The sequence below is a fragment of the Kitasatospora sp. NPDC091276 genome, from assembly GCF_040684355.1.
Classification (GTDB): Bacteria; Actinomycetota; Actinomycetes; order Streptomycetales; family Streptomycetaceae; genus Kitasatospora.
Map to the genome: position 1 here is coordinate 216,283 of NZ_JBFBFU010000012.1, position 26,041 is coordinate 242,323.

The 26,041-nt window shown below is 71.3% G+C and carries 20 protein-coding genes and 1 tRNA gene; 16 read left to right on the top strand and 5 right to left on the bottom strand.

Annotation, left to right across the window (positions count from 1 at the left end; translation table 11 throughout):
- Nucleotides 1–35 precede the first annotated feature (35 nt).
- Nucleotides 36–1,640: an MFS transporter gene (locus AB0O19_RS17675; RefSeq protein ID WP_363580688.1), complete on the top strand. Its 1,605-nt coding sequence runs from the start codon at nucleotides 36–38 to the stop codon at nucleotides 1,638–1,640.
- Nucleotides 1,641–1,824: 184 nt separating this feature from the next.
- Here AB0O19_RS17675 and aceE read toward each other — a convergent pair whose 3' ends face one another.
- Nucleotides 1,825–4,575 carry a pyruvate dehydrogenase (acetyl-transferring), homodimeric type gene (gene aceE, locus AB0O19_RS17680; protein WP_363620375.1) on the bottom strand — a complete coding sequence of 917 codons (2,751 nt, stop codon included), beginning with the start codon at nucleotides 4,573–4,575 and terminating at the stop codon, nucleotides 1,825–1,827.
- Between the two features lie 517 nt (nucleotides 4,576–5,092).
- Between aceE and AB0O19_RS17685 the strand changes: the two genes are divergently transcribed.
- The 5 genes from AB0O19_RS17685 to AB0O19_RS17705 all read left to right on the top strand — a co-directional run bounded on the left by AB0O19_RS17685 (nucleotide 5,093) and on the right by AB0O19_RS17705 (nucleotide 9,147).
- A complete protein-coding gene (locus tag AB0O19_RS17685) occupies nucleotides 5,093–5,533 on the top strand; it encodes a DUF3052 domain-containing protein (protein WP_363580692.1) in 441 nt (146 codons plus the stop codon).
- 289 nt (nucleotides 5,534–5,822) lie between these two features.
- Nucleotides 5,823–6,281: a peroxiredoxin gene (locus tag AB0O19_RS17690; protein WP_363580694.1), complete on the top strand. Its 459-nt coding sequence runs from the start codon at nucleotides 5,823–5,825 to the stop codon at nucleotides 6,279–6,281.
- 208 nt (nucleotides 6,282–6,489) lie between these two features.
- On the top strand, nucleotides 6,490–7,065 hold the full coding sequence (locus tag AB0O19_RS17695; protein WP_363620377.1) for a TerD family protein: 576 nt from the start codon (nucleotides 6,490–6,492) through the stop codon (nucleotides 7,063–7,065).
- 242 nt (nucleotides 7,066–7,307) lie between these two features.
- Nucleotides 7,308–7,886, top strand: coding sequence for a TerD family protein (locus AB0O19_RS17700; RefSeq protein ID WP_363580697.1), 579 nt, complete (start codon nucleotides 7,308–7,310; stop codon nucleotides 7,884–7,886).
- Between the two features lie 157 nt (nucleotides 7,887–8,043).
- Nucleotides 8,044–9,147: a DUF475 domain-containing protein gene (locus AB0O19_RS17705; protein WP_363620379.1), complete on the top strand. Its 1,104-nt coding sequence runs from the start codon at nucleotides 8,044–8,046 to the stop codon at nucleotides 9,145–9,147.
- A gap of 70 nt (nucleotides 9,148–9,217) precedes the next feature.
- Here the strand turns inward: AB0O19_RS17705 and AB0O19_RS17710 are convergent, their stop codons facing one another.
- Nucleotides 9,218–10,381 carry a DUF2637 domain-containing protein gene (locus tag AB0O19_RS17710; protein ID WP_363620381.1) on the bottom strand — a complete coding sequence of 388 codons (1,164 nt, stop codon included), beginning with the start codon at nucleotides 10,379–10,381 and terminating at the stop codon, nucleotides 9,218–9,220.
- Nucleotides 10,382–10,754: 373 nt separating this feature from the next.
- Here AB0O19_RS17710 and AB0O19_RS17715 point away from each other — a divergent pair, with 373 nt between their 5' ends.
- Nucleotides 10,755–11,501: a Tellurium resistance gene (locus tag AB0O19_RS17715; protein ID WP_350878113.1), complete on the top strand. Its 747-nt coding sequence runs from the start codon at nucleotides 10,755–10,757 to the stop codon at nucleotides 11,499–11,501.
- 85 nt (nucleotides 11,502–11,586) lie between these two features.
- On the opposite strand, the gene AB0O19_RS17720 is transcribed toward AB0O19_RS17715, so the two are convergent.
- On the bottom strand, nucleotides 11,587–12,753 hold the full coding sequence (locus AB0O19_RS17720) for a TerD family protein (RefSeq protein WP_363620383.1): 1,167 nt from the start codon (nucleotides 12,751–12,753) through the stop codon (nucleotides 11,587–11,589).
- 373 nt (nucleotides 12,754–13,126) lie between these two features.
- On the opposite strand from AB0O19_RS17720, the gene AB0O19_RS17725 reads away from it, so the two are divergent.
- The 3 genes from AB0O19_RS17725 (at nucleotide 13,127) to AB0O19_RS17735 (ending at nucleotide 17,788) form a co-directional block, all read left to right on the top strand.
- Complete coding sequence (locus AB0O19_RS17725) at nucleotides 13,127–14,323, top strand: HpcH/HpaI aldolase/citrate lyase family protein (protein WP_363620385.1); 1,197 nt, start codon at nucleotides 13,127–13,129, stop codon at nucleotides 14,321–14,323.
- A gap of 151 nt (nucleotides 14,324–14,474) precedes the next feature.
- The gene (locus AB0O19_RS17730) at nucleotides 14,475–16,913 is read left to right on the top strand and encodes a phosphoribosyltransferase (protein ID WP_363620387.1); all 2,439 of its coding nucleotides are present in this window, start codon (nucleotides 14,475–14,477) and stop codon (nucleotides 16,911–16,913) included.
- The gene (locus tag AB0O19_RS17735; protein WP_363620389.1) at nucleotides 16,913–17,788 is read left to right on the top strand and encodes an HAD family hydrolase; all 876 of its coding nucleotides are present in this window, start codon (nucleotides 16,913–16,915) and stop codon (nucleotides 17,786–17,788) included. Before AB0O19_RS17730 ends, AB0O19_RS17735 begins: the two co-directional genes overlap by 1 nt.
- A 16-nt stretch (nucleotides 17,789–17,804) precedes the next feature.
- Here AB0O19_RS17735 and AB0O19_RS17740 read toward each other — a convergent pair whose 3' ends face one another.
- Nucleotides 17,805–18,035, bottom strand: coding sequence for a zinc ribbon domain-containing protein (locus AB0O19_RS17740; protein WP_063347431.1), 231 nt, complete (start codon nucleotides 18,033–18,035; stop codon nucleotides 17,805–17,807).
- A 106-nt stretch (nucleotides 18,036–18,141) separates the two neighbouring features.
- Complete coding sequence (locus AB0O19_RS17745; RefSeq protein ID WP_363620391.1) at nucleotides 18,142–19,509, bottom strand: hypothetical protein; 1,368 nt, start codon at nucleotides 19,507–19,509, stop codon at nucleotides 18,142–18,144.
- 162 nt (nucleotides 19,510–19,671) lie between these two features.
- Between AB0O19_RS17745 and AB0O19_RS17750 the strand changes: the two genes are divergently transcribed.
- The 6 genes from AB0O19_RS17750 (at nucleotide 19,672) to AB0O19_RS17775 (ending at nucleotide 25,932) form a co-directional block, all read left to right on the top strand.
- Nucleotides 19,672–19,743: transfer RNA gene (locus AB0O19_RS17750), tRNA-Val, on the top strand.
- A gap of 692 nt (nucleotides 19,744–20,435) precedes the next feature.
- A complete protein-coding gene (locus tag AB0O19_RS17755) occupies nucleotides 20,436–20,585 on the top strand; it encodes a hypothetical protein (protein ID WP_363620393.1) in 150 nt (49 codons plus the stop codon).
- Between the two features lie 35 nt (nucleotides 20,586–20,620).
- Nucleotides 20,621–21,115 carry a hypothetical protein gene (locus AB0O19_RS17760; protein ID WP_363620395.1) on the top strand — a complete coding sequence of 165 codons (495 nt, stop codon included), beginning with the start codon at nucleotides 20,621–20,623 and terminating at the stop codon, nucleotides 21,113–21,115.
- A gap of 1,669 nt (nucleotides 21,116–22,784) precedes the next feature.
- The gene (locus AB0O19_RS17765) at nucleotides 22,785–24,032 is read left to right on the top strand and encodes a hypothetical protein (protein WP_363620397.1); all 1,248 of its coding nucleotides are present in this window, start codon (nucleotides 22,785–22,787) and stop codon (nucleotides 24,030–24,032) included.
- A 79-nt stretch (nucleotides 24,033–24,111) separates the two neighbouring features.
- Complete coding sequence (locus AB0O19_RS17770) at nucleotides 24,112–25,368, top strand: NucA/NucB deoxyribonuclease domain-containing protein (protein ID WP_363620398.1); 1,257 nt, start codon at nucleotides 24,112–24,114, stop codon at nucleotides 25,366–25,368.
- A 33-nt stretch (nucleotides 25,369–25,401) separates the two neighbouring features.
- On the top strand, nucleotides 25,402–25,932 hold the full coding sequence (locus AB0O19_RS17775; protein WP_363620400.1) for a hypothetical protein: 531 nt from the start codon (nucleotides 25,402–25,404) through the stop codon (nucleotides 25,930–25,932).
- The last annotated feature ends 109 nt before the right edge of the window (nucleotides 25,933–26,041 follow it).

The window sequence follows — 26,041 nt, forward strand, 5'->3', positions numbered from 1 at the left end:
GTTCCGTTCTCTGCCACGCCCCCGGAGGGCCCCAGATGAGCCAGTCCGTCGTCAAGAACGCCAAGGCGGACGTCCCGCCGCAGCGCACGCCACCGGGCGGGGGAGGGCTCAAGGGGCACCCCTGGCTGACCCTGCTGACCGTCGCGGTCGGCGTGATGATGGTCGCCCTGGACGGCACGATCGTCGCCATCGCCAACCCCGTCATCCAGGCAGACCTGAAGGCCGCGCCCTCCGAGATCCAGTGGGTGACCAGCGGCTACCTGCTGGCCCTGGCGGTCTTCCTGATCACGGCCGGCAAGATCGGTGACCGGTTCGGCCACAAGAACACCTTCCTGGTCGGCGCCGTCGGCTTCGCCGCCACCTCGGCCGCGATCGGCTTCGCCGGCAACATCCAGACCGTGATCGCCTTCCGGGTGCTCCAGGGCCTGTTCGGCGCGTTGCTCCAGCCGGCCGCGCTCGGCCTGCTGCGCGGCGCCTTCCCGGCCGAGAAGCTCAACATGGCGATCGGCATCTGGGGCGGTGTGATCGGCGCCTCGACCGCGGCCGGCCCGATCGTCGGCGGCCTGCTGGTCGAGCACGTCAACTGGGAGTCGGTCTTCTTCATCAACATCCCGGTCGGCCTGATCGCGCTCGGCCTCGGCCTGTGGATCCTCAAGGACGTGCGGGCCGAGAAGGCCGCCAAGTCCTTCGACCTGCCCGGGATCGCGCTGCTCTCGGTGGCGATGTTCGCGCTGGTCTTCGGCATCATCAAGGCCCCCGAGTGGGGCTGGGGCGACGCCCGCACGCTGCTGTTCCTGGGCGGCGCGGTGGTCCTGATGGTGCTCTTCGCGTTCTGGCAGGCCCGGGCGAAGGAGCCGCTGATCCCGCTCAGCCTGTTCCGTTCGGTGCCGCTGTCGGCGGGCACCCTGCTGATGGTGCTGATGGCCTTCGCGTTCTTCGGCGCGATCTTCTTCGTGACCTTCTACCTGCAGAACGTGCACGGGATGTCGCCGGTGTCGGCCGGTGTCCACCTGCTGCCGATGACCGGCATGATGATCATCGGTTCGCCGGTGGCGGGCATCGCGATCGGCAAGCTCGGCCCGCGGATCCCGATCGTGGCCGGCATGCTGATCACCACCACCGCGATGTTCGGCATGTCCACCCTGGACGCGGGCTCCGGTACCGGCGTGATGTCGCTCTGGTTCGTCCTGATGGGCCTCGGCATCAGCCCGGTCATGGTCGGCGCCACCGAGGTGATCGTCGGCAACGCCCCGCTGGAGCTGTCCGGTGTGGCCGGCGGCCTCCAGCAGGCCGCGATGCAGGTCGGCGGCAGCCTCGGCACCGCGGTGCTCGGCGCGCTGATGGCCGCCAAGGTCACCGACGTGCTGCCGGGCAACTGGGCCCGGGCCGGCCTGCCGCCGGTCCAGGGCGCCGAGGCCGAGGGCCTCAAGCAGGCCGCGCAGCTCGGCATCGCCCCGCCGGCCCCGGCCGGCACCCCGCAGCAGGCGGTGGACGCGATGGCCGGCGCCGTGCACGACTCCTTCGTCAGCGGCATGTCGCTCGCCTTCGCGGTCGCCGCCGTGGTGGCCTTCGGCGCCGCCGTGCTCGGCCTGCTCACCCGCCGGGGCACCGTCGACGCGGGCCCGGCCGTCCACATCTGATCCCGCGCGGCCGACGGCCGACGACCAGCGGCCCCGGACTCGACGGAGTCCGGGGCCGCTGCGTGCCGTCATCCGCCGCCGCGGGCCGGGTGGGACCAGCGGGACCCGCTCGGGTGCACCCGGGAACGCCGAAGGGCCGGACCTCCGTGCTTGGAGGCCCGGCCCTTCAGGGTCTAGCGGGTGATCAGGCGTCGCCGCCGGCGGCGCCCGGGTCGGCCGCGGCCACGTCGAGCAGCTGGTAGCGGTCGATCGCGTCCTTCAGCGCACTGCGGTCGATCTTGCCCTGCTTGGCGAGCTCGGTGAGCACCCCCAGGACGACCGACTGCGCGTCGATGTGGAAGAAGCGACGCGCCGCACCGCGGGTGTCGGCGAAGCCGAACCCGTCGGCACCCAGCGACTGGTACTGACCGGGCACCCAGCGGGAGATCTGGTCCGGCACCGCGCGCATCCAGTCGGACACGGCGACGACCGGGCCCTCGGCACCCTGGAGCTTCTGGGTGACGTACGGCACGCGCTGCTGCTCCTCGGGGTGCAGCAGGTTGAACTCCTCGGCCTCCACCGCGTCGCGGCGCAGCTCGTTCCAGGAGGTCGCGGACCAGACGTCGGCCTTGACGTTCCACTCCTCGGCGAGGATGCGCTGGGCCTCCAGGGCCCACGGCACGGCCACGCCGGAGGCGAGGATCTGGGCCGGGATCTGGCCGGCGGTGCCCGGCGCGTACTTGTGCAGACCCTTGAGGATGCCCTCGACGTCCACGTTCTCGGGCTCGGCCGGCATCTTGATCGGCTCGTTGTAGACGGTCATGTAGTAGAACACGTCCTCGCCGTGCGGGTGCTCGGCACTGGTGCCGTACATCCGCCGCAGACCGTCCTGGACGATGTGCGCGATCTCGAAGCCGTACGCCGGGTCGTACGCGACGACGCCGGGGTTGGTCGAGGCCAGCAGCTGCGAGTGGCCGTCGGCGTGCTGGAGGCCCTCGCCGGTCAGCGTGGTGCGGCCGGCGGTGGCGCCGATCACGAAGCCGCGGGCCAGCTGGTCGGCCATCTGCCAGAACTGGTCGCCGGTGCGCTGGAACCCGAACATCGAGTAGAAGACGTACACCGGGATCAGCGGCTCGCCGTGGGTGGCGTAGGAGGAGCCGGCGGCGATCAGCGAGGCGGTGCAGCCGGCCTCGGAGATGCCGTCGTGCAGCATCTGGCCGGTCGGCGACTCCTTGTAGGCCAGCAGCAGGTCGCGGTCGACCGACTCGTAGGTCTGGCCGAGCGGGTTGTAGATCTTCGCCGACGGGAAGAGCGAGTCCATGCCGAAGGTGCGGTACTCGTCGGGCGCGATCGGCACGAAGCGGTTGCCGATGCCCTTGTCCCGCATGAGGTCCTTGAGCACCCGGACGAACGCCATGGTGGTGGCGATGGTCTGGTTGCCGGAGCCCTTCTTGACCGCCTTGTACGCGTCGTCGCCGGGCAGTTCCAGCTGACGCGGGCGCACCTTGCGGGTCGGCACGTAGCCGCCCAGCTCGCTGCGGCGGTCGTGCATGTACTGGATCTCTTCCGAGTCGCGGCCCGGGTGGTAGTAGGGCGGGTAGCCCTCGTCCAGCTGCTTGTCGGTGATCGGCAGGTGCAGCCGGTCGCGGAAGCGCTTCAGGTCCTCGACCGTCAGCTTCTTCATCTGGTGGGTGGCGTTGCGGCCCTCGAAGTTGGGGCCGAGCGTCCAGCCCTTGACCGTCTGGGCGAGGATGACCGTCGGCTGGCCCTTGTGCTCGCGGGCCGCCTTGAACGCCGCGTAGATCTTCTTGTGGTCGTGGCCGCCGCGACCCAGGTGCTGGACCTGCTGGTCGGTCATGCTCTCGACCATCTTGCGCAGGCGCAGATCGCTGCCGAAGAAGTGCTCGCGGATGTACTGACCGGTCTCGGTGGCGTAGGTCTGGAACTGGCCGTCCACCGTGGTGTTCAGCTTGTTGACCAGGACGCCGTCGCGGTCCTGCGCGAGCAGCGGGTCCCAGCTGCGGTCCCAGACCAGCTTGATCACGTTCCAGCCGGCGCCCCGGAACTGGGACTCCAGCTCCTGGATGATCTTGCCGTTGCCGCGGACCGGGCCGTCCAGGCGCTGCAGGTTGCAGTTGACCACGAAGGTCAGGTTGTCGAGGCCCTCGCGCGAGGCCAGCGACAGCTGGCCCAGCGACTCCGGCTCGTCCATCTCGCCGTCTCCGAGGAAGGCGTAGACGTGCGAGTCGGAGGTGTCCTTGATCCCGCGGTGCTCCAGGTAGCGGTTCATCCGGGCCTGGTAGATCGCGCCGAGCGGGCCGAGGCCCATGGACACGGTCGGGAACTCCCAGAAGTCCGGCATCAGCCGCGGGTGCGGGTAGCTGGAGAGGCCGTACGGGGCCTTCGACTTCTCCTGGCGGAACGCGTCGAGCTGCTGCTCGGACAGTCGGTCCAGCAGGAACGCGCGGGCGTAGATGCCGGGGGAGGCGTGGCCCTGGAAGAAGATCTGGTCGCCGGACTCGCCCTCGGCGTCCTTGCCGCGGAAGAAGTAGTTGAAGCCGACGTCGTACAGCGACGCGGAGGAGGCGAAGGTGGCGATGTGCCCGCCCACGCCGATGCCCGGGCGCTGTGCCCGGGAGACCATCACGGCCGCGTTCCAGCGGGTCGCGTTGAGGATCTTTCGCTCGATCTCCTCGTTGCCGGGGAAGAACGGCTCGTCCTTGGTCGCGATGGTGTTGACGTAGTCCGTGCTGCGCATCTCGGGCACGGCGACACGCTTCTCGCGGGCGCGCTCGATCAGGCGGAGCATCAGGTAGCGGGCGCGCTCGCGCCCCCGCTCGTCGATGGCCGCGTCAAGCGACTCCAGCCATTCCGCGGTCTCCTCGGGATCGAAGTCCGGGACCTGACTCGGAAGGCCGCCAATGATGATCGGGTTGCGATCGGATCCGGAAGCCACGCTGTTCCTTCACTGTCGGTCGAAACTGAGGTGTGTCGCGCCGCCTCCATCGTGCTACCGCGCTCGGAGATCCGTCATCTCTACCGATCGGTAACCGTTCCGCCTGGTGGGCGGGACGGTCTGGCGGTGCGCGGTCCGGGCGACTTCGCCCGCCCCGCACACCCCCGGGTGCTACGTACAGAGGTGGTCCGACCTGGTGTCCCGTCCGCCCGATGGCGGGCGGCCGGGGTGAGGGCCAACAGGAGACTCTACGCCCGCGCACGCGCGGACCCGAATGCCGTTCGTATCTCGGGCATCCGTACGCCCTGTGGGCCGGGACCACCCGAAGCATCCTTGTCTCATGCAGAGAAGGGCAAATCGGTGTGATTCCCGACACATCGAACGGCGTGTCCCCGCTGTGGCACGTCAACCTTTGGGGGGGATCGGGGGGCGGGTACTTGCGCGAACCGCCGCGCCCGTGTGGACTACGGCCACAGCCTCGGCATGGACGCCGGGCCGAATACTGGAGGTTATTCCCGTGAGCGCGACCGCGGACCCCGCGGACAAGTCCAACCCGGCGACCCGTCTCGGCTTCGAAGAGGGCCAGATCATCCAGGAGCTGGGGTACGACGACGACACTGACCAGGATCTCCGCGAAGGCATCGAGGAGCTCACCGGGACGGATCTCGTCGACGAGGACTACGACGACGTCGCCGACGCCGTCCTGCTGTGGCACCGCGACGACGACGGGGACCTCACCGACTCCCTCGTCGACGCCCTGGAGTACCTGGCCGAAGGCGGTCTGATCTGGCTGCTGACGCCCAAGACCGGGCGCGACGGCCACATCGAGGCGTCCGACATCGCGGACGCGGCCCGCACCGCCGGTCTCTCCCAGACCAGCTCGATCGCGGTCGCCAAGGACTGGGCGGCCACCCGGCTCGCCACCAAGTCCACGGCCAAGCCGGCCGGCAAGCGCTGAGCGGGCTCTGAGGCCCCGCACCGGGCCCCGCCGGAGGATCCCTCCGGCGGGGCCCGATCGTTTTCCGGGTCCGGCACCGGGGGTGGCGTCGCCCTCGTCGTCACGGAGCGTGGCTGCCCGGGGTCGCGTCCGCCCCGGGGCCGACCCGGAAACGCGTTCGCCCAGGGCGAAAGCGGTGGAGCGCGCGGGTGCCGCCCTCATCCATTCGGCGGAACGTGCCCGAACGGATGCGAGGATGGCGCTGGCCGCGCCGCCCGCGCGGCGCGGGCGCGTCAGAAAGGTCACGTTCATGGCCATCGAGGTCGGTACCGAGGCTCCGGACTTCGAGCTCAACAACCAGCACGGCGAAGCGGTCCGCCTCTCCGACTTCCGGGGCGAGCGGAACGTCGTCCTGGTCTTCTACCCGTTCTCCTTCACCGGCGTCTGCACCGGCGAGCTCGGTGCCATCCAGCGGGAGCTGGCGCAGCTGCAGAACGACCGGGTCCAGGTGCTCGGCGTCTCCTGCGACTCGCAGTTCACCCAGCGCGTCTTCGCCGAGCGGGAGGGCCTGGAGTTCCCGCTGCTGGCCGACTTCTGGCCGCACGGCGAGGTCGCCCGCGCCTACGGCGTCCTCGACGAGCGGAAGGGTTGCCCCGTGCGCGGCACCTTCGTGATCGACACGGCGGGCACGGTGCGCTGGAGCGTCGTCAACGACCTCCCGGACGCCCGGGACGAGCAGGAGTACCTGAAGGCCCTCGGCGCCCTCTGAGGCCCCGCGTGGAGGCCCGTGGCGGTGGCCGTGGGCCCGCCCCCGCGAACTTCGAACGGCCGCGCCGGGCCCGTTCGCACGTCCGGACGGGAACCGCGCACTACGCTCGGTCCGTTGGCCGGGTGGGGCACGCGAGCCGCTCGCCGGCCGGCGCCTCGAACCGCACCACGGGGGCACCAGGGCGTGCCTCCCGATTCTTGGAGGACAAGTGGGTGTCAGCCTGAGCAAGGGCGGCAATGTCTCGCTCACCAAGGAGGCCCCGGGGCTTTCGGCCGTGGTCGTCGGCCTGGGCTGGGACGTCCGGACCACCACCGGGACGGACTTCGACCTGGACGCCAGCGCGCTGCTCTGCAACGAGCAGGGCAAGGTCGCCTCGGACGGGAACTTCGTCTTCTTCAACAACCTGAAGAGCGCGGACGGCTCCGTCGAGCACACCGGTGACAACCGCACCGGCGAGGGCGAGGGCGACGACGAGGCGATCAAGGTCAACCTGGCCGGCGTCCCGGCGGACGTGCAGAAGATCGTCTTCCCGGTCTCGATCTACGACGCCGAGAGCCGCGGGCAGAACTTCGGCCAGGTCCGCAACGCGTTCATCCGCGTGGTGAACCAGGCCGACAACACGGAGCTGGCCCGCTACGACCTCTCCGAGGACGCCTCCACCGAGACCGCGATGGTCTTCGGCGAGCTGTACCGCAACGGCGCGGAGTGGAAGTTCCGGGCCATCGGCCAGGGCTACGCCTCCGGCCTGCGCGGCATCGCCCAGGACTTCGGCGTCAACGTCTGACCGGACGACACCGGACGACACGGGGCGGCGGCGGACGACGGCCGGTCGCCCGGCGCGGGAGCCTTCTACGGGGCGGCCCCGGACCTCCAGAGGTCCGGGGCCGCCCCGGCTTCGTGTCGGCTCCGTGCGCTGCGAGGATGTGAGTTCAGGAAGTTCAGCCGGCCAAACGGGGCCGGCCCGGGCCGTGGGGGACTACACCTTGTAGGCGCGCCCCGGGAGAAGGCAAGGGAGGAAGAACAGTCATGGTGGTCACGCTCGCCAAGGGCGGGAACGTCTCGCTCACCAAGGCCGCGCCGAACCTGACGCAGGTCCAGATCGGCCTCGGCTGGTCCGCCCGTTCGACCACGGGCGCACCGTTCGACCTCGATGCGAGCGCCCTGATCTGTGGTGGCGGCCGGGTGCTCGGTGACGAGTACTTCGTCTTCTACAACAACCTCAAGAGCCCCGAGGGCTCGGTCGAGCACACCGGTGACAACCTCACCGGCGGCGAGGACGACGGCGACGACGAGGTGGTCCTGGTCAACCTGGAGCTGGTTCCGGCGCAGGCGGACAAGGTGGTGTTCGCGGTGTCGATCTACGACGCCGAGGCGCGGCTGCAGAACTTCGGGCAGGTCCGCAACGCCTACATCCGGGTCGCCAACTCCCTCGACGGCGAGGAGATCGCCCGTTACGACCTGTCCGAGGACGCGTCCAGCGAGACCGCGATGATCTTCGGCGAGCTGTACCGCTACGCGGGCGAGTGGAAGTTCCGCGCGGTGGGCCAGGGCTACGCCTCCGGCCTGCGCGGCATCGCCCTCGATTTCGGCGTAAACGTACAGTAAGGGCGAAAAGGCGAAAATCAGAACAATCGCACCCAACCTACGATCATGAGAACAGAAGGCAGTGCGGGGGTGACCTGACCGGGCCCGGCCCGGTCAGGGCGTCTCGGGACGAGGCCGCCCCCGGCACGGCCCGAAACCCGAAAGGTAACCAAGTCCCGTGTTCCTCCGCACTTTCGGCTGGTCGTTCGCGATCACCGTCCTAGGCCTGATCGCGGCCGGACTGCTCTGGGGGGCCCAAGGATTCGGCATCGTGCTGATCCTCTCCATCCTGGAGATCTCCCTGTCGTTCGACAACGCGGTGGTCAACGCCACGGTGTTGAAGCGGATGAACCCGTACTGGCAGAAGATCTTCCTGACCGTCGGCGTGCTCATCGCCGTCTTCGGCATGCGGCTGGTCTTCCCGCTGCTGGTGGTCGGCCTCACCGCGAAGCTCAACCCCGCGACGGTCATCGACCTCGCGCTGCACTCCGACAAGACGCACGCCGGCCTGACCTACGGTCAGTACCTGGAGGCGGCCAACCCCGCCATCGCGGCCTTCGGCGGCGTCTTCCTGCTCATGATCTTCCTCGACTTCGTGTTCGACGACGAGAAGGAGCACAACTGGCTGGGCTGGATCGAGCGCCCGCTGGAGAAGGTCGGCAAGCTGGACGCCTTCTCCAGCGTCGTCGCGCTGGTCGTGCTGGTGCTGGCCTCCAACTTCTTCGCCGGGGAGCACGCTGAAACCGTTCTGCTCGCCGGTGTCCTCGGCCTGATCACCTATCTCGTGGTCGGCGGCCTCTCCTCGATCTTCGAATCGGGTCTGGAGGAGGACGCCGAGCGCGAGGAGGAGGCCGAGAAGTCCGGCAAGTCGATCCTCCAGGTCGGCGGCAAGGCCGCGTTCTTCCTCTTCCTCTACCTGGAGGTCCTGGACGCCTCGTTCTCCTTCGACGGCGTGGTCGGCGCGTTCGCCATCTCCAGCGACATCTTCCAGATCACCCTGGGCCTGGGCATCGGCGCGATGTACATCCGCTCGCTGACCGTCTTCCTGGTCCGCAAGGGCACCCTGGACGACTACGTCTACCTGGAGCACGGCGCGCACTACGCGATCGGTGCGCTCTCGGTGATCCTGCTGGTCGGGATCAAGTACCACATCCCGGAGATCGTCACCGGCCTGATCGGCGTCGCCTTCATCGGGCTGGCGCTCGGCTCGTCGATCCTGCGCAACCGGCGCGAGGCCGCGCGGGACGAACCGGAACTGGTGAGTACGGGTACCGGCGAATAGCCCGCCGGGTACGCGAAACGGCCGCCTCCGGGAATCCGGGGGCGGCCGTTTCACGTCGCGGTGCGCCCGCTCAGCCGAGCTGCTGCTCGATCGCGCGCAGCTTGCGCTCCAGCGAGTCCAGCTTGGGCATCGACAGGGTGTCGTCGTCGGCCGTCAGGTCGATGGTCGAGCTGCGGTAGGACGAGCCCGAGGCCGATCCGCCGGACGAGGACGAGGAGTAGGACGACGAGTAGGACGAGGAGGACGCCGAGGAGGACGGCGCGTACGACGAGCCGACGGCGGCACGCGGGCGGCGGCCGGCGTCCAGCGCGGCCGGCTCCAGCGGGCCCGAGGCGGCCTGGTGCGAGGAGGCGGTGTCCGACTCGGCGGCTAGGGCAGGCTCCGTAGCGGTCTGGCCGTCGCCGGCAGCCGTGAGCGCGGGCACCTGGCGGCCGCCGCGGGCCCGGGCGAGCATGCCGCCCTGGCGGGAGATGGCCTTCAGCTCGGCCCGCTCGCGGCGGTCGGCCGTGCGGGCCCGCACCTTGGCGTCCAGCTTGGCCTGGCGCTCCTCGCGCACCTCCTCGACCGCCTCGTCCAGGCTGCGGACGTTCTCCAGCAGCATCAGCGACCAGGCCGCGTAGGTCTCGCGCGGGGCGCGCAGCCAGCGGACGATCCGGATCTGCGGCAGCGGGCGCGGCACGAGCCCCTGCTCGCGCAGCGCGGCCTTGCGGGTCTGCTTCAGCGCGCGGTCGAACAGGATCGCCGCCGAGATCGACATGCCGGAGAAGAACTGCGGGGCGCCGTCGTGCGACACGCCGCGCGGCGCGTGCACCCAGTTGAACCAGGCCGAGGCGATCGCGAACACCCAGACCAGCAGGCGGGAGCCGAGCGCGGCGTCACCGTGGCTGGCCTCGCGGACGGCGAGCACCGAGCAGAACATCGCGGCGCCGTCGAGGCCGAACGGGACGAGGTACTCCCAGCCGCCGGACAGCCCCAGGTTCTCCTTGCCGAAGCCCACCAGGCCGTGGAAGGACAGCGCGGCCGCGACACCGGCGCAGCAGAACAGCAGCGTGTAGGAGGAGATGCCGTAGATCATCTCCTTGCGCCGCCGACGCTCCTCGCTGCGCTCCCAGGAGTCGCCGGCCTCTTCCTTCTTCGTGTTCTTGAAACGCAGCGTCGCCAGCAGGACGGCGACGAACAGCAGGGCTGCGCCGCCGACGACGGTCCAGACCAGCTGTATGGAGGTCAGGTTCATTGCGGGTCGGGCCTCGGGTTTCCGCAGGGGACGGGTTCACAGAGCGACACAGGCGGTCAGCTCCCGGTACTCGGGTCGCGCCTGACGGTTCGTTCGTCGCCGCACGGCGTACCCGCCGCACCCGCGCAGGGGCGGACGGGACACCTGTGCGGCTAGACGATATCGCGTCCGAAGGGGCGGCATGTTACGGGAGGGGGGCTTCCTCTCGCCAATCGACCCGCCGGCCGCTCCACTCGTCGACCCGGCGGTGAGCGCCGGGGGGCCCGACGGGGTAGGGGAGGGGAAGGTTTGGGTATCCGAGGGCCGGGCTGATGCCCGATCATGGAGCGGCGGACCGTCAGATCGCCTGACGGGAGCAGGGGGAGAGGGCGGGATGGTCTCGATCTGGGAGTACCTGCGCGGGGAGCGGAACTACACCTTCGACAACCCGGGCGGTCAGCACAAGGTCATACTCACCAAGTCGACCCCGCAGCACGCGATCACCGGGTCCGCGGCCACCACCGGCTACCTCTACGTCAACCTGCACTGGACCACCCGCTCCGGGGCCGTCCGGCCGAGTGCCCGGGAACGCGCCAAGCGCCTCTTCAGCCCCCGCATCCTGCGCCCGCTGGAGCCGGACTCGGTGCAGAACGAGCAGGTCAACGTCGACCTCGACCTGGCGTGCATGTACGAACTGTCCGACGGGAGCAGCGGCGTGGTGCAGCCGCTCGGCGGCTACTTCGGCGACCTCCGGCAACCGCCGTACATCAAGCTCAGCGGCGACGACCAGTACGGGGCGCCGTCCGGCGAGACGATGTACGTCAACCTGGAGAAGAAGGACAAGTTCAAACGGCTGCTGATCTTCGTCTACATCTACGACGGCACGCCGGCCTTCGAGCAGTCCCACGCGGTGGTGACGATCGTGCCGCAGACCGGGCCGCGGATCGAGATCAAGCTGGACGAACGGGCCCGGGCGGCGCGCTCGTGCGCGGTGGTGCTGATCGAGAACGCGGGGGACAACCAGCTGACGGTGCGCCGTGAGGTGCGGTACGTCAACGGGTTCCAGGCGGACATCGACCGGCTGTACGGGTTCGGGATGCAGTGGCAGCGCGGGTACAAGAGCCAGGGCGGTTCCGACTAGGCCCCGCCCGGCCTCGGCCCTGCCCGGCCTCGGCCCCGCCCGGTCTGGTCGGAGCCGGGCGGCGGTGGTGCCCTGAGCAGGCCGGTCAGCGGGGCTGGAACTGCGGGCCCTGCGGCGGCAGGGCGAACTCCTCGCCGGTGGGCGGCTGGGCCTGGGCCTGGGCAGGTGGTTGCGCGGGGGCCTGGGCGGGCGGCTGCTGGCCGGTGCCGGCGTGCGGGTAGCCGTAGCTGCCGGGGTGCTGCTGCGGGGCGGGCTGCTGCTGGTGCGGGTAGCCGTAGCCGGTGCCCTGCTGCTGCGGGTACGGCTGGGGGGTGGGTTGCGGGTACCCGTAGCCGGTACCGGGCTGCTGCTGCGGGTAGCCGTAGCCGGTGCCGGGCGGCTGCTGGGGCTGTGGCTGCTGCGGGTAGCCGTACCCGGTGCCGGGCTGGTGGGCCGGGGGCGCGGTCGGAGCCGGCGGCGCGGCCGGGGGAACGGTGGGCGGGGCGGTCGGCGGGGGCGGCACCGGGCCCGGGGCGGCCGCGGCGGGCTGCTGGGGCCGGCCCTGGGGGGTGGCCGACGGCTGCGGGACGGCCGGGGCCAGGGTGAAGGTGCCGGGCTCGGGCGGGGCGGTCGGGCGCGGGGCGGGCAGCGGGGTGCTGCGCGGGTCGACGGCGGCGGTGGGGGTGGCCGTCGAGGCCGCCGCCGGGGCCGCGTCGGCCTCCGCCTCGTCGTCGACGGTGATGCCGAAGTCGGTGGCCAGGCCGATCAGGCCGGAGGTGTAGCCCTGGCCGATCGCCCGGAACTTCCAGGCGCCGGAGCGCCGGTACAGCTCGCCCGCGACCAGGGCGGTGACGTTCTCGCCGTCGGAGATCGCGAACTCGGCGAGTGCGGGCGTGCCGTCCCCGGCCGTGGCGTCGAAGAGCAGCAGGCGCAGCCCGGGCACCGTGCGGAAGGAGCCGCCCTCGGAGGAGCCGGCCAGCACCACCCGGTCGACGTCGGCGGGCAGCTTGGCGAGTTCGACCTCGATCGTGTCGATGATCTCGGCGCCGCCGGAGGTCTGCTGCTTGGGCAGGTGGCGCACCAGGCCGGAGGGGTGTCGCGGCTGGTTGTAGAAGACGAAGTCGGCATCCGAACGGACCTTGCCGGTGGCGCCGAGCAGCAGCGCGGACGCGTCCACGTCCGGCGCACCGGGCGTGGCGCTCCAGCGCAGCACGGCGCGGACCGCCGCAGCCGGCAGTGCGATGTTGGCGCCCTTGGCCATCACGTGCGTCATAGCCGACCATCCTGCCCGTTCGCCACCCCTTCGGACAACGTGACCGGGACCGTCGGAACCGGGTCGAACTTTGCCAAGACTTGCGCTTGCCGGGGGTTTGCCGGTGCTCGACCGGTGATCGGTGATCTGGACGGCGATGTTCCGGGAGTTCAGTGCCGAGGAACCGGGGACGGCCGGAATCCGTCCGTACGATGGGCGGTCCAAGGGCCCGCCGGGGTCGGGCGGAGGGGGGCCCGCCGGCGTCCGTCCGGGAACCACGGAGCCCCGTGGACCGGTTAACCATGGTGTCGCACCGCTGGATCGCGGTGTCGTCCCGCGCCGCCGCACGCCCCGGCAACGGACCGGTGGCCGTCAAACCTCTGAGGAGAGCACCTTGCGCCATTTCGGCCACCTCGCCGACGACGTACGCGGTCGCCTCTTCCTCGAACCGCCCCGGCCGTTCACGGCGCGGAGCGAGGCCGCGGTGCTGGCCACCGCCCTCGGCGGCACCCTCTACAGCCCCGCCACCCGGCCCGCGCTGGCCGCCGACATCCGCAAACAGGCTGCTCGGGGCGTGGTGTCGATGGTGCTCTGCCTGGAGGACGCGATCGCCGACCACGAGGTGGACGCGGGGGAGCGGAACCTGATCGAGCAGTTGAATGACCTGGTCAGGGATTTCACCGACTGCACACAAGGCCACCCCCTGCTCTTCATCAGAGTTCGAGCCGCCTCCCAGATCCTCGACCTGGCCGAGCGGCTCGGGCCGGCCGTCGAGCTGCTGAGCGGGTTCGTCCTGCCGAAGTTCACCACGGAGACCGGCGGCGCGTACCTGGCCGCCCTGGCCGCCGCCGAGGCCGCCACCGGGCGCCGGCTGTTCGCCATGCCCGTCCTGGAGTCACCCGAACTCGCCCACCTGGAGACCAGGCGCCAGCAGCTCTTCGGCATCGCCGACCTGCTCGCCGGGCACCGGGAGCGGGTGCTCGCCGTCCGCCTCGGCGTGACCGACCTCTGCTCCGCGTACGGCCTGCGCCGCTCGCCCGACCTCACCGCGTACGACGTCGCCCTGGTCTCGGCGGTGATCGGCGACGTGGTCAACGTGCTCGGCCGGGCGGACGGCACCGGGTACACCGTCACCGGTCCGGTCTGGGAGTACTTCCCGGTCCAGGAGCGGATGTTCAAGCCGCAGCTGCGCCGCACGCCGTTCGCCGAGGCCCCCGGGACGACCCGGGCCTCCGGCGAGGAGGTCCGCCGGCGGATCATCGAGCACGACCTGGACGGGCTGATCCGGGAGGTCGAGCTCGACCGGGCCAACGGCCTGCTCGGCAAGACCTGCATCCACCCCAGCCACGTCCCCGCCGTGCACGCCCTCTCGGTGGTCACACACGAGGAGTACTGCGACGCCCGGGACATCCTCCGGCAGGAGCAGGACGGCGGCGGGGTCCTGCGCTCGGCGTACACCAACAAGATGAACGAGGCCCGGCCGCACCGGGCCTGGGCGGAGCGGGTGCTGCTGCGGGCGGAGGTGTTCGGGGTGGCCCGGGAGGACGTGAGCTTCGCGGAGCTGCTCGCGGCCTGCCTGTGCGGGGGGTGAGGGGGGTGAGGGGGGCTGCGCGCGGCTGAGGGGGCTGTCCGCGGCTGACCTGAACGGCCCCACCGATCCGACCCGTCCGGCCGATCCGACCGATCCGACTCCGACCGATCCGAAGACCGCACCACCGCACCATGCGAAGGCAGGACCAGCAGTGACAGCACAGCAGACGTGGACCGGCCGTTGGGTCGCCGACCGGGCCGGCATCGCCCTGACCGGATCGGACCGCCTCCCCGAACTCGTGGGCTTGGCCCTGCGTTCCCAGAACCCGAAGCGCGCCCACCTGCTGGTCTCCACCGTGCTCGGCAAGCACGTCCCGCAGCGGCCCGCGGTCGTCCACGGCGTCGGGCTCGAACTCGGCCGGCAGGTCCGCGAGTTGCTCGGCGACGAGGCCGCCGCGCGGGCCGTCGTCCTCGGCTACGCGGAGACGGCCACCGGCCTCGGCCACAGCGTCGCCGACGGCCTCGACGCCCCGTACCTGCACTCCACCCGCCGCCCGGTGGCCGGCGTGCCCCCGCTCGGCGGCTTCGAGGAGGAGCACTCGCACGCCACCTCGCACCTGCTGCTCCCCGCCGATCCCGAACTCCTCACCGGTGACGGCCCGTTGGTGCTGGTCGACGACGAGTTCTCGACCGGCCGCACGGTCCTCAACACCATCCGCGAACTGCACGCCCGCCACCCGCGCGACCACTACGTCGTCGTCGCCCTGGTCGACCTGCGCTCCACCGCCGACCGCCGCCGGCTCGCCGACACCGCCGCCGAACTCGGCGTCCGGCTCGACCTGGTGGCCACCGCCAGCGGCGCCGTCCAGCTGCCCGCCGACGTCCTGGACCGCGCCGAGCGGCTGATAGCCGAGGCCGCCCCCGCCCCCGCCGCGCCCCCCGGAACGCCCGCACCGCTCGCCCGGGTCGACCTGGACTGGCCCGCCGGGCTCCCCGACGGCGGCCGGCACGGGTTCACCGCCCGCGACCGCGTCCGACTGGACGCCGCCCTGCCCCGCCTGGCCGCACAGCTGGCCGACGCACTGCCCGCCACGGCGCGGCGCGTGCTGGTCCTCGGCTTCGAGGAACTGATGTACGCCCCGCTGAGGCTGGCCGGCGCACTCGCCGACCGGCTGGGCGGCGACCGCGTCCGCTACTCCACCACCACCCGCTCGCCCGTCCTCGCCGTGGACGACCCCGGCTACGCCATCCGCACCCGCCTCGCCTTCCCCGCCCACGACGACCCGCAGGACGACGCTTCGCGCGAGCGCTACGCCTACAACGTCGCCCCCGGCAGCGACCCGGCCCGCCGGTTCGACGCGGTCGTGCTGGTGGTCGACGACGTCGCCGACACCCCCGCCCTGCGCGAGGGCGAGCGCGCCCTGCTCGGCCAGCTGCGGCAGGTCACCGACCAGGTGGTGCTCGCGGTGCTGCCCTCCCACCGGCCTTCCCCCCGGCCGTCTGGGCTGCCGTCCCCGTTGTACGGCCCGGCGTTCTCCTCCTACCGGCCCGACGAGGTGGCCTGGCTGCTCAAGGACCTCTCCGGCGTCCCACTCGAAGCCCCCACCGAGGAGCGCGAGGAGGCCGTCCAGAACGGCGGCGCGCACTACGCCGAGTCGCTGCCGGTCGAGTACCAGCCCAGCCCCGAGTACCAGGAGCTGTTCCACCAGGCGCTGCGCGCCTCCGCCCGCCGCATCGCGCTCGCCGCCGGCACCGTCGCCGAGACCCTGCTGCGCGAGCGCGGCCCCGGCCTGGTGCTCGCCTCGCTGGCCCGGGCCGGCACGCCCGTCGGCATCCTGATCCGCCGCTGGCTCGCCCACGCCCACGGACTCGACACCCCGCACTACGCCGTCTCCATCGTCCGCGGCCGCGGCATCGACCCGGTCGCCCTGCGCTACCTGGCCGCCCACCACCGCGCCGGCGACGTGGTCTTCGTCGACGGCTGGACCGGCAAGGGCGCGATCACCCGCGAACTCGCCGAGGCCCTGGCCGGCACCGGATTCGACCCGGACCTCGCCGTCCTCGCCGACCCCGGCCGCTGCGCGCGCACCTACGGCACCCGGGACGACTTCCTGATCCCCTCCGCCTGCCTCAACTCCACCGTCTCCGGCCTGGTCTCGCGCACCGTGCTGCGGCCCGGCCTGATCGGCCCGGACGACTTCCACGGCGCCAAGCACTACGCCGAACTGGCCGGTGCGGACGTCTCCGCCGCCTTCCTCGACACCGTGGCCGACCACTTCGACGCCGTCCGCCCGGAGGCCGTCGCCGCCGCCGACCGGCTGTCCACCGCCCCGGACCGCGCGCCCGACTGGGCCGGCTGGGCCGCCGTCGAGCGGATCAGCACCGAGTACGGCATCGACAGCGTCAACCTGGTCAAGCCCGGCGTCGGCGAGACCACCCGGGTGCTGCTGCGCCGCGTCCCCTGGCGGGTCCTCGCCCGGCGCGGGGCCGGCGCCGACCTCGACCACGTCCGGCTGCTCGCCGCCCAGCGCGGCGTCGAGGTCGAGGAGGTGGACGGCCTGCCGTACTCCTGCGTCGGCCTCATCCACCCCCGCTACAGTCGGGGAGCGACCGGGGCCTCCGGTAGGACCGTTGTGGTGAAGGAGTCCTGATGAACGCCGATGTTCTCGTCGCCAGCGACCTCGACCGGACGCTCGTCTACTCCAACCGGGCCCTCGCCCTGGACGTCCCCGACCGGCTCGCGCCCCGGCTGCTCTCCGTCGAGGTGCACGACGGCAAGGCGCTCTCGTTCATGACCGAACAGGCCGCCGCGCTGCTCGCCGAACTCGTCCGGCAGGCCTGGTTCGTCCCCGCCACCACCCGCACCCTCGCCCAGTACGAGCGGATCAACCTGCCCGGCCCGACGCCCGGTTGGGTCCCCGCGTACGCGATCTGCGGCAACGGCGGGCACCTGCTCGTCGACGGCGTGCCCGACCAGGACTGGCGCACCGAGATCACCGCGCGGCTCGCCTCCGGTGCGGCCCCGCTGGAGGAGGTCGTCCGGCAGCTCGCCCTGAGCGCCGACCCGGAGTGGACGCACAAGCGCCGCGTCGCCGACGGGCTGTTCGCCTACCTCGTCGTCGAGCGCGCCGCGCTGCCCGCCGGCTGGCTCGACGAGCTGACCGGCTGGTGCGCCGAACGCGGCTGGACGGTCTCGCTCCAGGGCCGAAAGGTCTACGCCGTCCCCGCGCCGCTCAGCAAGAGCGCCGCCCTCGCCGAAGCCGTCCGGCGCACCGGCGCGAGCACCGTGCTCGCGGCCGGTGACTCGCTGCTCGACGCCGACCTGCTGCTCGCCGCCGACGCCGCCTGGCGGCCCGGGCACGGCGAACTCGCCGACGGCGGCTGGACCGCCCCCGGCGTCACCGCCCTCGACGAGGTGGGGGTGGCGGCGGGGGAGGAGATCGTCCGACGGTTCCTCGCCCGGGTGGCCGTCGCCCCCGTCGCCCCTGCCGCCCGCGTCGCCCCTGCCGCCCGCGTCGCTTCCTGAGCGGAAGCGGGAGCGGTCAGCCGCAGCAGCCGCCGCCGCAACAGCCCCCTCCGCCACCACCGTTGCCGGAGGGGGCCTGGCGCGGGGCGCCGCCCGAAGCGGAGCCGGTGACGGCGACGGCGGACAGCAGCTTCACGGTGTCCTCGTGGCCCTGCGGGCAGACGGCGGGGGCGCCGGCCTGCGCCATCGGGCGGCGGAGTTCGAAGGTGGCGCCGCAGGAGCGGCAGCGGAAGTCGTAGCGTGGCATACCGGCAGGGTACCCAGGCGGTGCCCTGCCGGCGCCCTACCGGTGTCCTATCGGTGGGTGCTGCCGGGGACGCTGCCGGTGTCCTGCCCGGCCGGCGCTACCGGTGCTACCTGTGCCCGCCCAGATCGCCGCGGATCAGCCCGATCACCTGCGCCGCCGTCTCCCGCACGCCCGCCAGCTCGGTCAGGAAGTGCCAGTAGTCGGGGTGCCGGCCGGCCGCCTCCAGGGTGGCCACGGCCCGGTCCAGCCGCGCCACCGCTTCGTCCAGCGGGGCGGCGTGCCGCGGGTCCGGCGCGCTGCGGCCCGTCATCGCCAGCCGCTGCGCGTCGCGCAGGGCGAACCGGGCCCGCTCCACCTCCCGGTGCGGGTCGTGCTGCACCTCGTTCAGCTGCCGCAGCCGCTCGTTCACCGCGACCACCGACCCGTCTGCGGTGTCCAGCAGCGCGCGCACCGTACCGATGGCGCCCGTCGCGTCCGCCCAGCGCTGCTCGTCCCGGGCCCGGGCGGCCTCGGCGAGCTTGCGCTCCGCCGCCCGCCCGGTCTCCGCGACCTGCTCCGACACCCGCTGGAGGTCCTGCCAGCAGGCCGCGCTGAACCGTCGGCGCAGTTCGCTCAGCGCCGGCTCGACCGTCTCCGCCTTGGTCTCCAGCGCCTGGATCCGGGTCCGCAGGCTCGCCACCCGCCGGTCGATCTCCCGTGCGCGCTCCGGCAGTTGACCGGCGTCGGCCGCGATCGCCTCGGCGCGCTGCCGCACGTCGTCCGCGCGCCGCAGCGTCGGCGCCACCCCGTGCCGGGCCGGCCCCTCGTTCAGCAACCCGAGCTCCGGCGCCAGTTCGGCCAGCCGGGCCGCCAGGTCGTCCGCCCGCAGCCCGGCGCCGCGCACCGCGTCCAGCGCGTTGCTCGCCTGGAGCAGCGCGCGCTTCGCCTGCTCCACCGCCGGGGTGACCCGCATCAGCTGCTGCTCCGCGCGCTGGAGGGTCGGCTGCAGCCGCTGGAGGAAGTCGTTCAGCTCCGCCCGGGCCGAGCCGAGCTGCCCCTTCACGTCCTCCAGCTGCCGCCGGGCCCGCGCCGCGGTGCCGGCGTCCAGCGCCTCGTCGTCCAGGTTGTACGCGTCCAGCGCGCCCAGGTAGTTCACGGTGACCTGGTCCACCCGGCCGGTGATCCCCGCCAGATCCGCCAGCGCCCGGCGGGCCGTCGCCTCGTCCTCGGCCGCCCGGACGGTCTCCACCGCCAACTGCACCTCGCGCTGCGTCGAGTCCAGCTCGTAGAACGCCTCCTGCGCGGCGTCCCGGGCCGCCTTGGCGTCCGCCCGCACTCCCTCCCCGCCGCGCCGGCCCCACCAGCCGCCCGTCCCGGCCGAGGCCAGCCCCAGCGCACCCAGCGCACCCGCCAGCACCACCGGCACCACCAGTGCGTCGGCCAGCGCACTCCCCGCCCGACGCCACCCCCGCCCGCTCCCGCCGGCCACCGTCACTGCGCGCTCCCTGCTCCGACCCGCTGATCCACCCCCATTCTTCCCGATCGCCCCACCGCACCGGCACCCCCACCCGCCCCACTCCCCGACCACCCGCACCACAGCACCCCCCGGGACCAGGTACCCTAGGCAGTCGTCGTGCCCCCACCGGGCCGCGACAGGGGGCGCGTAGCTCAGTGGTAGAGCGCTGCTCTTACAAAGCAGATGTCGGCGGTTCGAAACCGTCCGCGCCCACCCATAACGGACATAATTTCAGGTCAAAACGGACAACCGGGGCGCGTATCCTTTGCCCTCGCACTTGTGGCAACGTTGGCTCTTGTTCTGTATCGCCGCAGGTCAGAGCCACTTTGGTGCTCATGATGACATCTGCCCCCAGAAGGCGGCATTCAGGCCCGCATCAGGGCTTCTCGTTGGAGAAACAGCAGGTCAGGGTAGGTCTTCTGGTCAATTGACCGCTCTGTGCGACCTCTGCTCACACAGACTGCGGGTCGCCCCTCTGGCCCTATGTGAAGTCGCAGGTCAGGCTGGGTGCAACAGAAGATGCGGGAGCCTCCAGCACACATTCAGCACACACGGCAACCGATCACGGCGACTCCGACACCTGTTGCGGTGCTGGCTTGCTGACCTCACCGGCGCCCTCTTGCTGACCGCGGCACACGGCCCTGCTGGCCGCCTCCCCGAATGCACCTGACCCGCCCTCACGGCAGCCCTGTGCCGGGCTGAGACCGCTGGCCACGGGGCCCGCCGCAAATGCTGCGCCAGCTGCCGAACGGCGTCGCTCACCATCGCCGACAGCCTCAGCCAGGTTCTCGCACGGCATATCGGCTGCCACCTGGCCACGGCGGCCCCAGGGGTGGCGCACCCATGCCTGAACCCTCAAGGCCATCGAGAACACCGGCGCCACTTCGGAGACCGCCCTCGCCGAGGTGACCGGCCGCACTGCCCTGCCCGAACTGTTCCAGCAGGTCCTCGTCCACGCCCGCGCCGCCGTCAGCCGAGCCGGCCTCCCGGACCGGACCAGCGCCATACCGCGCTCCACCGCGGCCAACCCGCGCCACCAGACAGCGCCGCCCTGATCGCGAACCGGCTCTTGGTGCTCGCCGACCGGACCGTGGAGACTGCCCGGAGTGGAGCTGGACCCCCAGCGAAGCCCCGTAGGACCCCAACCCAGCACGCCCAGTGGCAGGAGCAGCTCGCCGTCGTCGCCGCCTACCGCGACCAGTACAAGGTCACCGACGACAACGCCGCCCAACCCGCCGGCCCCTACATCGAGGGAGGCCGCACCGGTCACCGTGACTACTGGACGGCCGCCGAAGCCGCCATCGCTGCCAGGCGCACCGCCACCTCGAAAGCCCCGGTCGCAGTCACCGCGACCAGCGACGAGCAGGCCCTGTGCCGACTCGCCGCAGACGTCTACCGCACGCTGCCCGAGGCCGACCAGGCCGAGATTCTGCGCACTGTCGCAGCCCGGACCGGTGCCGCCTGGCTCGCCGCCCGTCCGCGCCTGGACGACGCCGCCCTTGCCCAGCAGCACGTCGCCGACAAGGTCAGCACGGTGCCCGCCGAACGCCGTCGGCTCACGGCCGAGGCCACCCAGCCCGAGTAGGAGGAGGCCGAGTATCGCCGCCAGCCGACCTTCGCCGAGCGCCGCCGAGCCGGCCGCCAGGCCGAGTGCCAGGCCCACCGCGACCAGCTCCAGCAGCGCGGCGGACAGCCCGCCACCCGCACCACCCGGCCCGCGCCCGGCCGCCGACCCGAGCCGGGCGAACAGGGCCAGGTGCAGGCTCCGGCCCAGCGCCCTGCCGCTCAGCAGCCGCAAGTCCAGCACCCGCTGCAGGCTCACCAGGACCAGCGCGGTCCGCGCATCCGCTGACGTTCACGACGCCACGACGTTGCGGCACCCACGCGCGGCGCCGGGGTCAGACCCGTCGAAGCGCACTCTCGCACTGACGGCATCGGCGGTCCTCGAACTCTGCCGGGTGCCACGGATCCCCGTAACCGGCCCGGTAGTGCGTGTGGACCAATGGGTCGGTGGTGATGCCGCAGAGCGTCGTCGGCAGCGGGCCCTCCGGCACATCGGGATCGCTCGTGGCGGCGTGGACCGACCGGACGAAGACGGGATTCGCTCCGTCCGGGTCGAGTCCTGTCCCGTCTCAATTGATCTTTCCGCCGGACGGCGTTCTGACCTGCGGAGATACAAGGTCGAGTGAGACGCCGAAGTCCCGTCGTTTCACTCGATGTTGTCGGCGATACGCATTTCCACAGCCAACCATCGTCAGGCGGCAGCGCGCTGACGTCCAGTCTTGAGGAATATGGCGGAGGTCTACCGGGCTCCGGCAGAGGGGTGCTGGTATTTCACGGGTGGGATCTCAAGCACCGGCCACGCGAGCTTCCGGGCGGCCTCGCGGCCGGGCCGGACGCGGCGGGGCACGGTGCCCGGGCACCTGTATGGGTATCAGCTCGCACACGGTGTCATCCCGCGGCTGGGATGGAGTACCGACCTGACCGTTTGCCACACCTATGATTCCCACCCATGTCAGCAGCCGGCGCACCTGTGGCTCGGCACGGCGGCGGAGAACCGAGCCGAGTGGGTGGCTCGGCGGCGCGACCCGGGCAGTCCCCTCGCGGACCTCCGCGGCCCCGCCGGACGCTCCCGTGCGATCGGCGCCGCCATCCGCGCCGGCCTGGCCGGTGGCGAGTCTGAGGACGAGGTCGCGGCACGAGTCCGGGAAGTGATCGCGGAAGGCCGTCCATTGAGCCTCTGGTGACCGCCCTCCGTGCATCCGGCGCATCGGCCGGGCGGGGTCCGGGGAACACCTCCGGTGCCCAAGCCGTGCCTTCTACAGCGTGATCAGGCCAGCCCGGAGCACCGTGGAGGCACTGAGAAGGTCAGCGGACATTGGCCAGCGAAGTTCGGAGCACCATTGGCTCCAGCGCGTTCGCCAGTGAGGTTGACGGGCCCGCAGATGTCGTCCGGCCTGGGGATTCACTGAACGTGCACGTGCTTGTGACGCTGACGCATATCGGTGTCGGGTGATCGCGTGCCTCGCCTGTCGGGCGCTGGCCGGAAAGGCGTCATCGACATTGATATAACCGTACTTGACGATGTCATGACCGTTAGTGTCCGTTCCACTGTCTCAGGACTTTGGAGGAGATCCGTGACACGAACCAAGCGTGCCTTGACGGTAGTTGGAGTATGGACCGGTGCCGTCGCGGCCGTGTTGTCCGCAGCGCCCACCGCGTCGGCCCAGGCGCCAACGCGGGACTGCACCGGAATGTACAGCGCGAGGATCACCCAGTGGGCGATGCTCTGCTCCAACGCAGGCCAGCCGATCCGCGGTGCGTTCGCCACCTGGCGCAACCTGCCGGTCACCTTCGACTCCAGCGACAACCCCAACATCATGGTCGGAGCCGCGAACTATCTGACCGTCACTCCGGACATCGCCTCATCCGCCACCGTGCGAATAGGCCTGTACGCGCAGAAGACCGGCGCGCAGAGTGCCAGTTACGCACCGCACTGGGAGGAAGTGCCTGACCAGGGTGGCGGCCGGGAGACCGCCATCAACGTCGGCGTCGGCCCGGACCGGGCGGACGGCAGGAACCACAGCTACCTCCTCCAGCGCCAGGACAACGGCGACCAGTGGGAGGTGTTCTACGACTTCAACTCGGTCGGCACCACCACCGGGCAGAAACCCGTCTCCCGGGCCTCCGACGGCAACCGTGTCGACGTCGGCCTGGAGGTCAACCACCCCGAGCACGTGGACGTACCGGTCTTCGAGGACCGGCCCCAGTGGATGGACGAGAACAAGGTCTGGGGCCGCTTCGCTCCCGCCAACACCGCCACCCAGCTCGGGCTCGGCAGGTGCGGCGACCTCCGCCCCGGCAGCACCAGCCCCAACACCGCACCGTACTGCTTCACCGCCCAGCAGACGACGAGCACACCGCCTCCGCCGTCCTTTCCCGTCACGACCTCCTGGAACGTCGGTAAACCGCTGGCCGAACCCGCTCCCATCGCCCCGGTCACGGCACGCACGCTGGCGTCCCCCGCGCTCGAACGGCCGACCGTGTTCAACGGCGTAGACCAGGAAACGCTCCACACCTGCCTGCAGAACACCCCCGACGCCTGCCTGACCACCGTGCCAGGCCTCGCCGACTGCATGCGCACCGCCAAACAGTGCAACGTCGACCAGCCCGCCACAACACCGCGTCGCAAAGGCGACCACGTGCCCCCGGCGCAGACCGCCGACGTGAACGTCGATGACCTCAAGCTGCGTACCGCAGCCGAGTTCGGCGTCCCGCTGGAGTCACTGCGGGTGCGCGCGGGAATCGTTGCCGACGACGACAGCGGACGGCGCACGGCCGCACGGTGGGACGCCGACACCCCGCTGTGGGTGGTCACTTCCGATGTGCCCACCCACGGCCGGAGCCAGGCAGGCCCCCGAAGCGCAGGCCTCGCCGCGGCCTATGCCCAGAGCACGGGCGAGTTCGTCGACGCCTGCTGGGGTTCGGCCTGCCCGCAGTGACACGCGGAGGCCCTCGTTCCGGCCCGGTTCATACCGCCCACAGTCCTGACCAGTTGCCCCTGACTTAGGAGCCAGCTCCGTGAACACCCGACCCATACGCCGACTCCTGCGAACCGCGGGAACCGGACTCTGTGCCGTCCTGCTCGCCGCCGGCACAATCGCCGCCGGCCCGCCCGCCCCCCGCGAACCCGCGCCCTTCGTGTTCGTTCCCACCTCGACCGTGCCCGCCGAGGAACTCGCACGGCTCGGCCCGCCGGTCCCCCTGTCCGAGTACACCGCCGCGCAGCCGGACAACGGCTCTGGTTCCTCGCCCCGACGCGAGGCCGATGCCGCATCCGCCGACGACCCCGATCTCAAGAAGGAATGCGCCGAACGAGCCGACAAGACCTCGCCCGCGGGCTGGGTCAAGAACCGGTTCGAAAGCTGCGTACACCACCACTACGACGTGGTGCTGCGCAGGACGGACGGCACCGAAACGATCGGACGTCTCTGGTTCGAGGTCTGGCTCCTCGGCTTCGCCTACGACGGGCAGCGCAGGGTCGACTACGTCGCCAGCGTGGAAGACATCATTGTCGCGCCCGTCGGCGGCGAGGACGCGAAGTTGTGGTCCATCGACCAGGAGTTCACCCACCTCGGCGGCCCCGTGACCGCCCCTGCCGCGAAGCGCCGCAGTGACCTCCTCGGCGCGTGGAACTCGAACCCGCTCTGGACGCTCACCTACACCTCGCCCGACAACGGCCCCCTGTACAACCAGGGCGACAACCAGATCGTCAACACCACAGTGACCATGTCGATCAACGTCACGTCGCCCACCGCACCCGCACGGGCGTTCCGGGACGATGACGCCGCACACTCCGACGTCCGCTTCGACTACGCCGGCCCCACAGCCGGCAAGTACAAGGGAACCGTCTTCACCGCCGCCCGGGTCGAACTCGTCATGAGTCTCTCTGACCCCGCAGTGAGGGAGAGCGCCCGGCACATAGCGGACGCGCAGAACAACCCGGAGCGGACTTTCCCGTCCTTCACTGCCAAGACCGTCCCCGGAGCGAAGGAACCCCTGCACCGCCTAGTGAACCGGAAAGCGCAGGACGACAACCGAGCTGTCGCGATCAAGACCTGTGAGGACATCTGGGGCGATTACACGAAGTCCGGCCTGGAGTGCGACGAGTACCCCTTCTCCTCCACCAAGGAAGGTGCGAACAAGGGGGACAGGCGCTACTCCGCACGCCTCATAGACGGCGATGACAACGGCAAGGGCGGCAACATGATCGGGGAGGTCTACTCCGTCAACCGGCTCTTGAACGACGACCCCTTCTACGTGAAGATCATCCCGTAACCCGACGCGAGTCAGATCAGCAAGGAGAAAGCGGTGACCGTCCTCTTCGAGTTCCGCACCGAAGCCCGTCCCGACAACGGCAAGATCATGGTGTACGACGCCGACGCCACCATCCCGAGCAACGAAGCCCTCGTCAGGAGCCGACGAGATGTGGTCGCCGGGACAGGCACCCAGATCTACATCCACAGTCTTCAGGGCATCGCCCCCGCCGAGATTCTCTTTCGCGTGTGGGACGGCCCGGTGCCGGCCGACAGGGCCTGGGAAGCCGACGGTGAACGCGAGGTGGAACTCGAAACGCCCACCGGATACGTGGTCATCCGCGCGTTCTCACCCGAGATCGCCGGCGACTTCCAGATGCCGCGCCCCGGAGTCTACGAAGGGCGCGTCTCCTGGAAGGGTCGCCAGGCCGCAGAGGGCCAGCAGAGCAGCCTGCGCGCCCAACTGGCCACGCCGGAGGGACAGCTCAACTCGGAGGCCATCTTCGCATCCCATCATGAGGCCCTGGAAACCTATCGGGTCGACCTGTGGTGGACTGCCGAGTCCGAGGACGACGAGGACGAATAGACATCACAGGGGTGCGGCGCCGCCATCCCAACGGAAGCGCCACACCCTTGTGAACAGATCAACGAAACAGAGAGCAGCGCGAAAGGTAGTGAATCCACGGGCCCGAGCT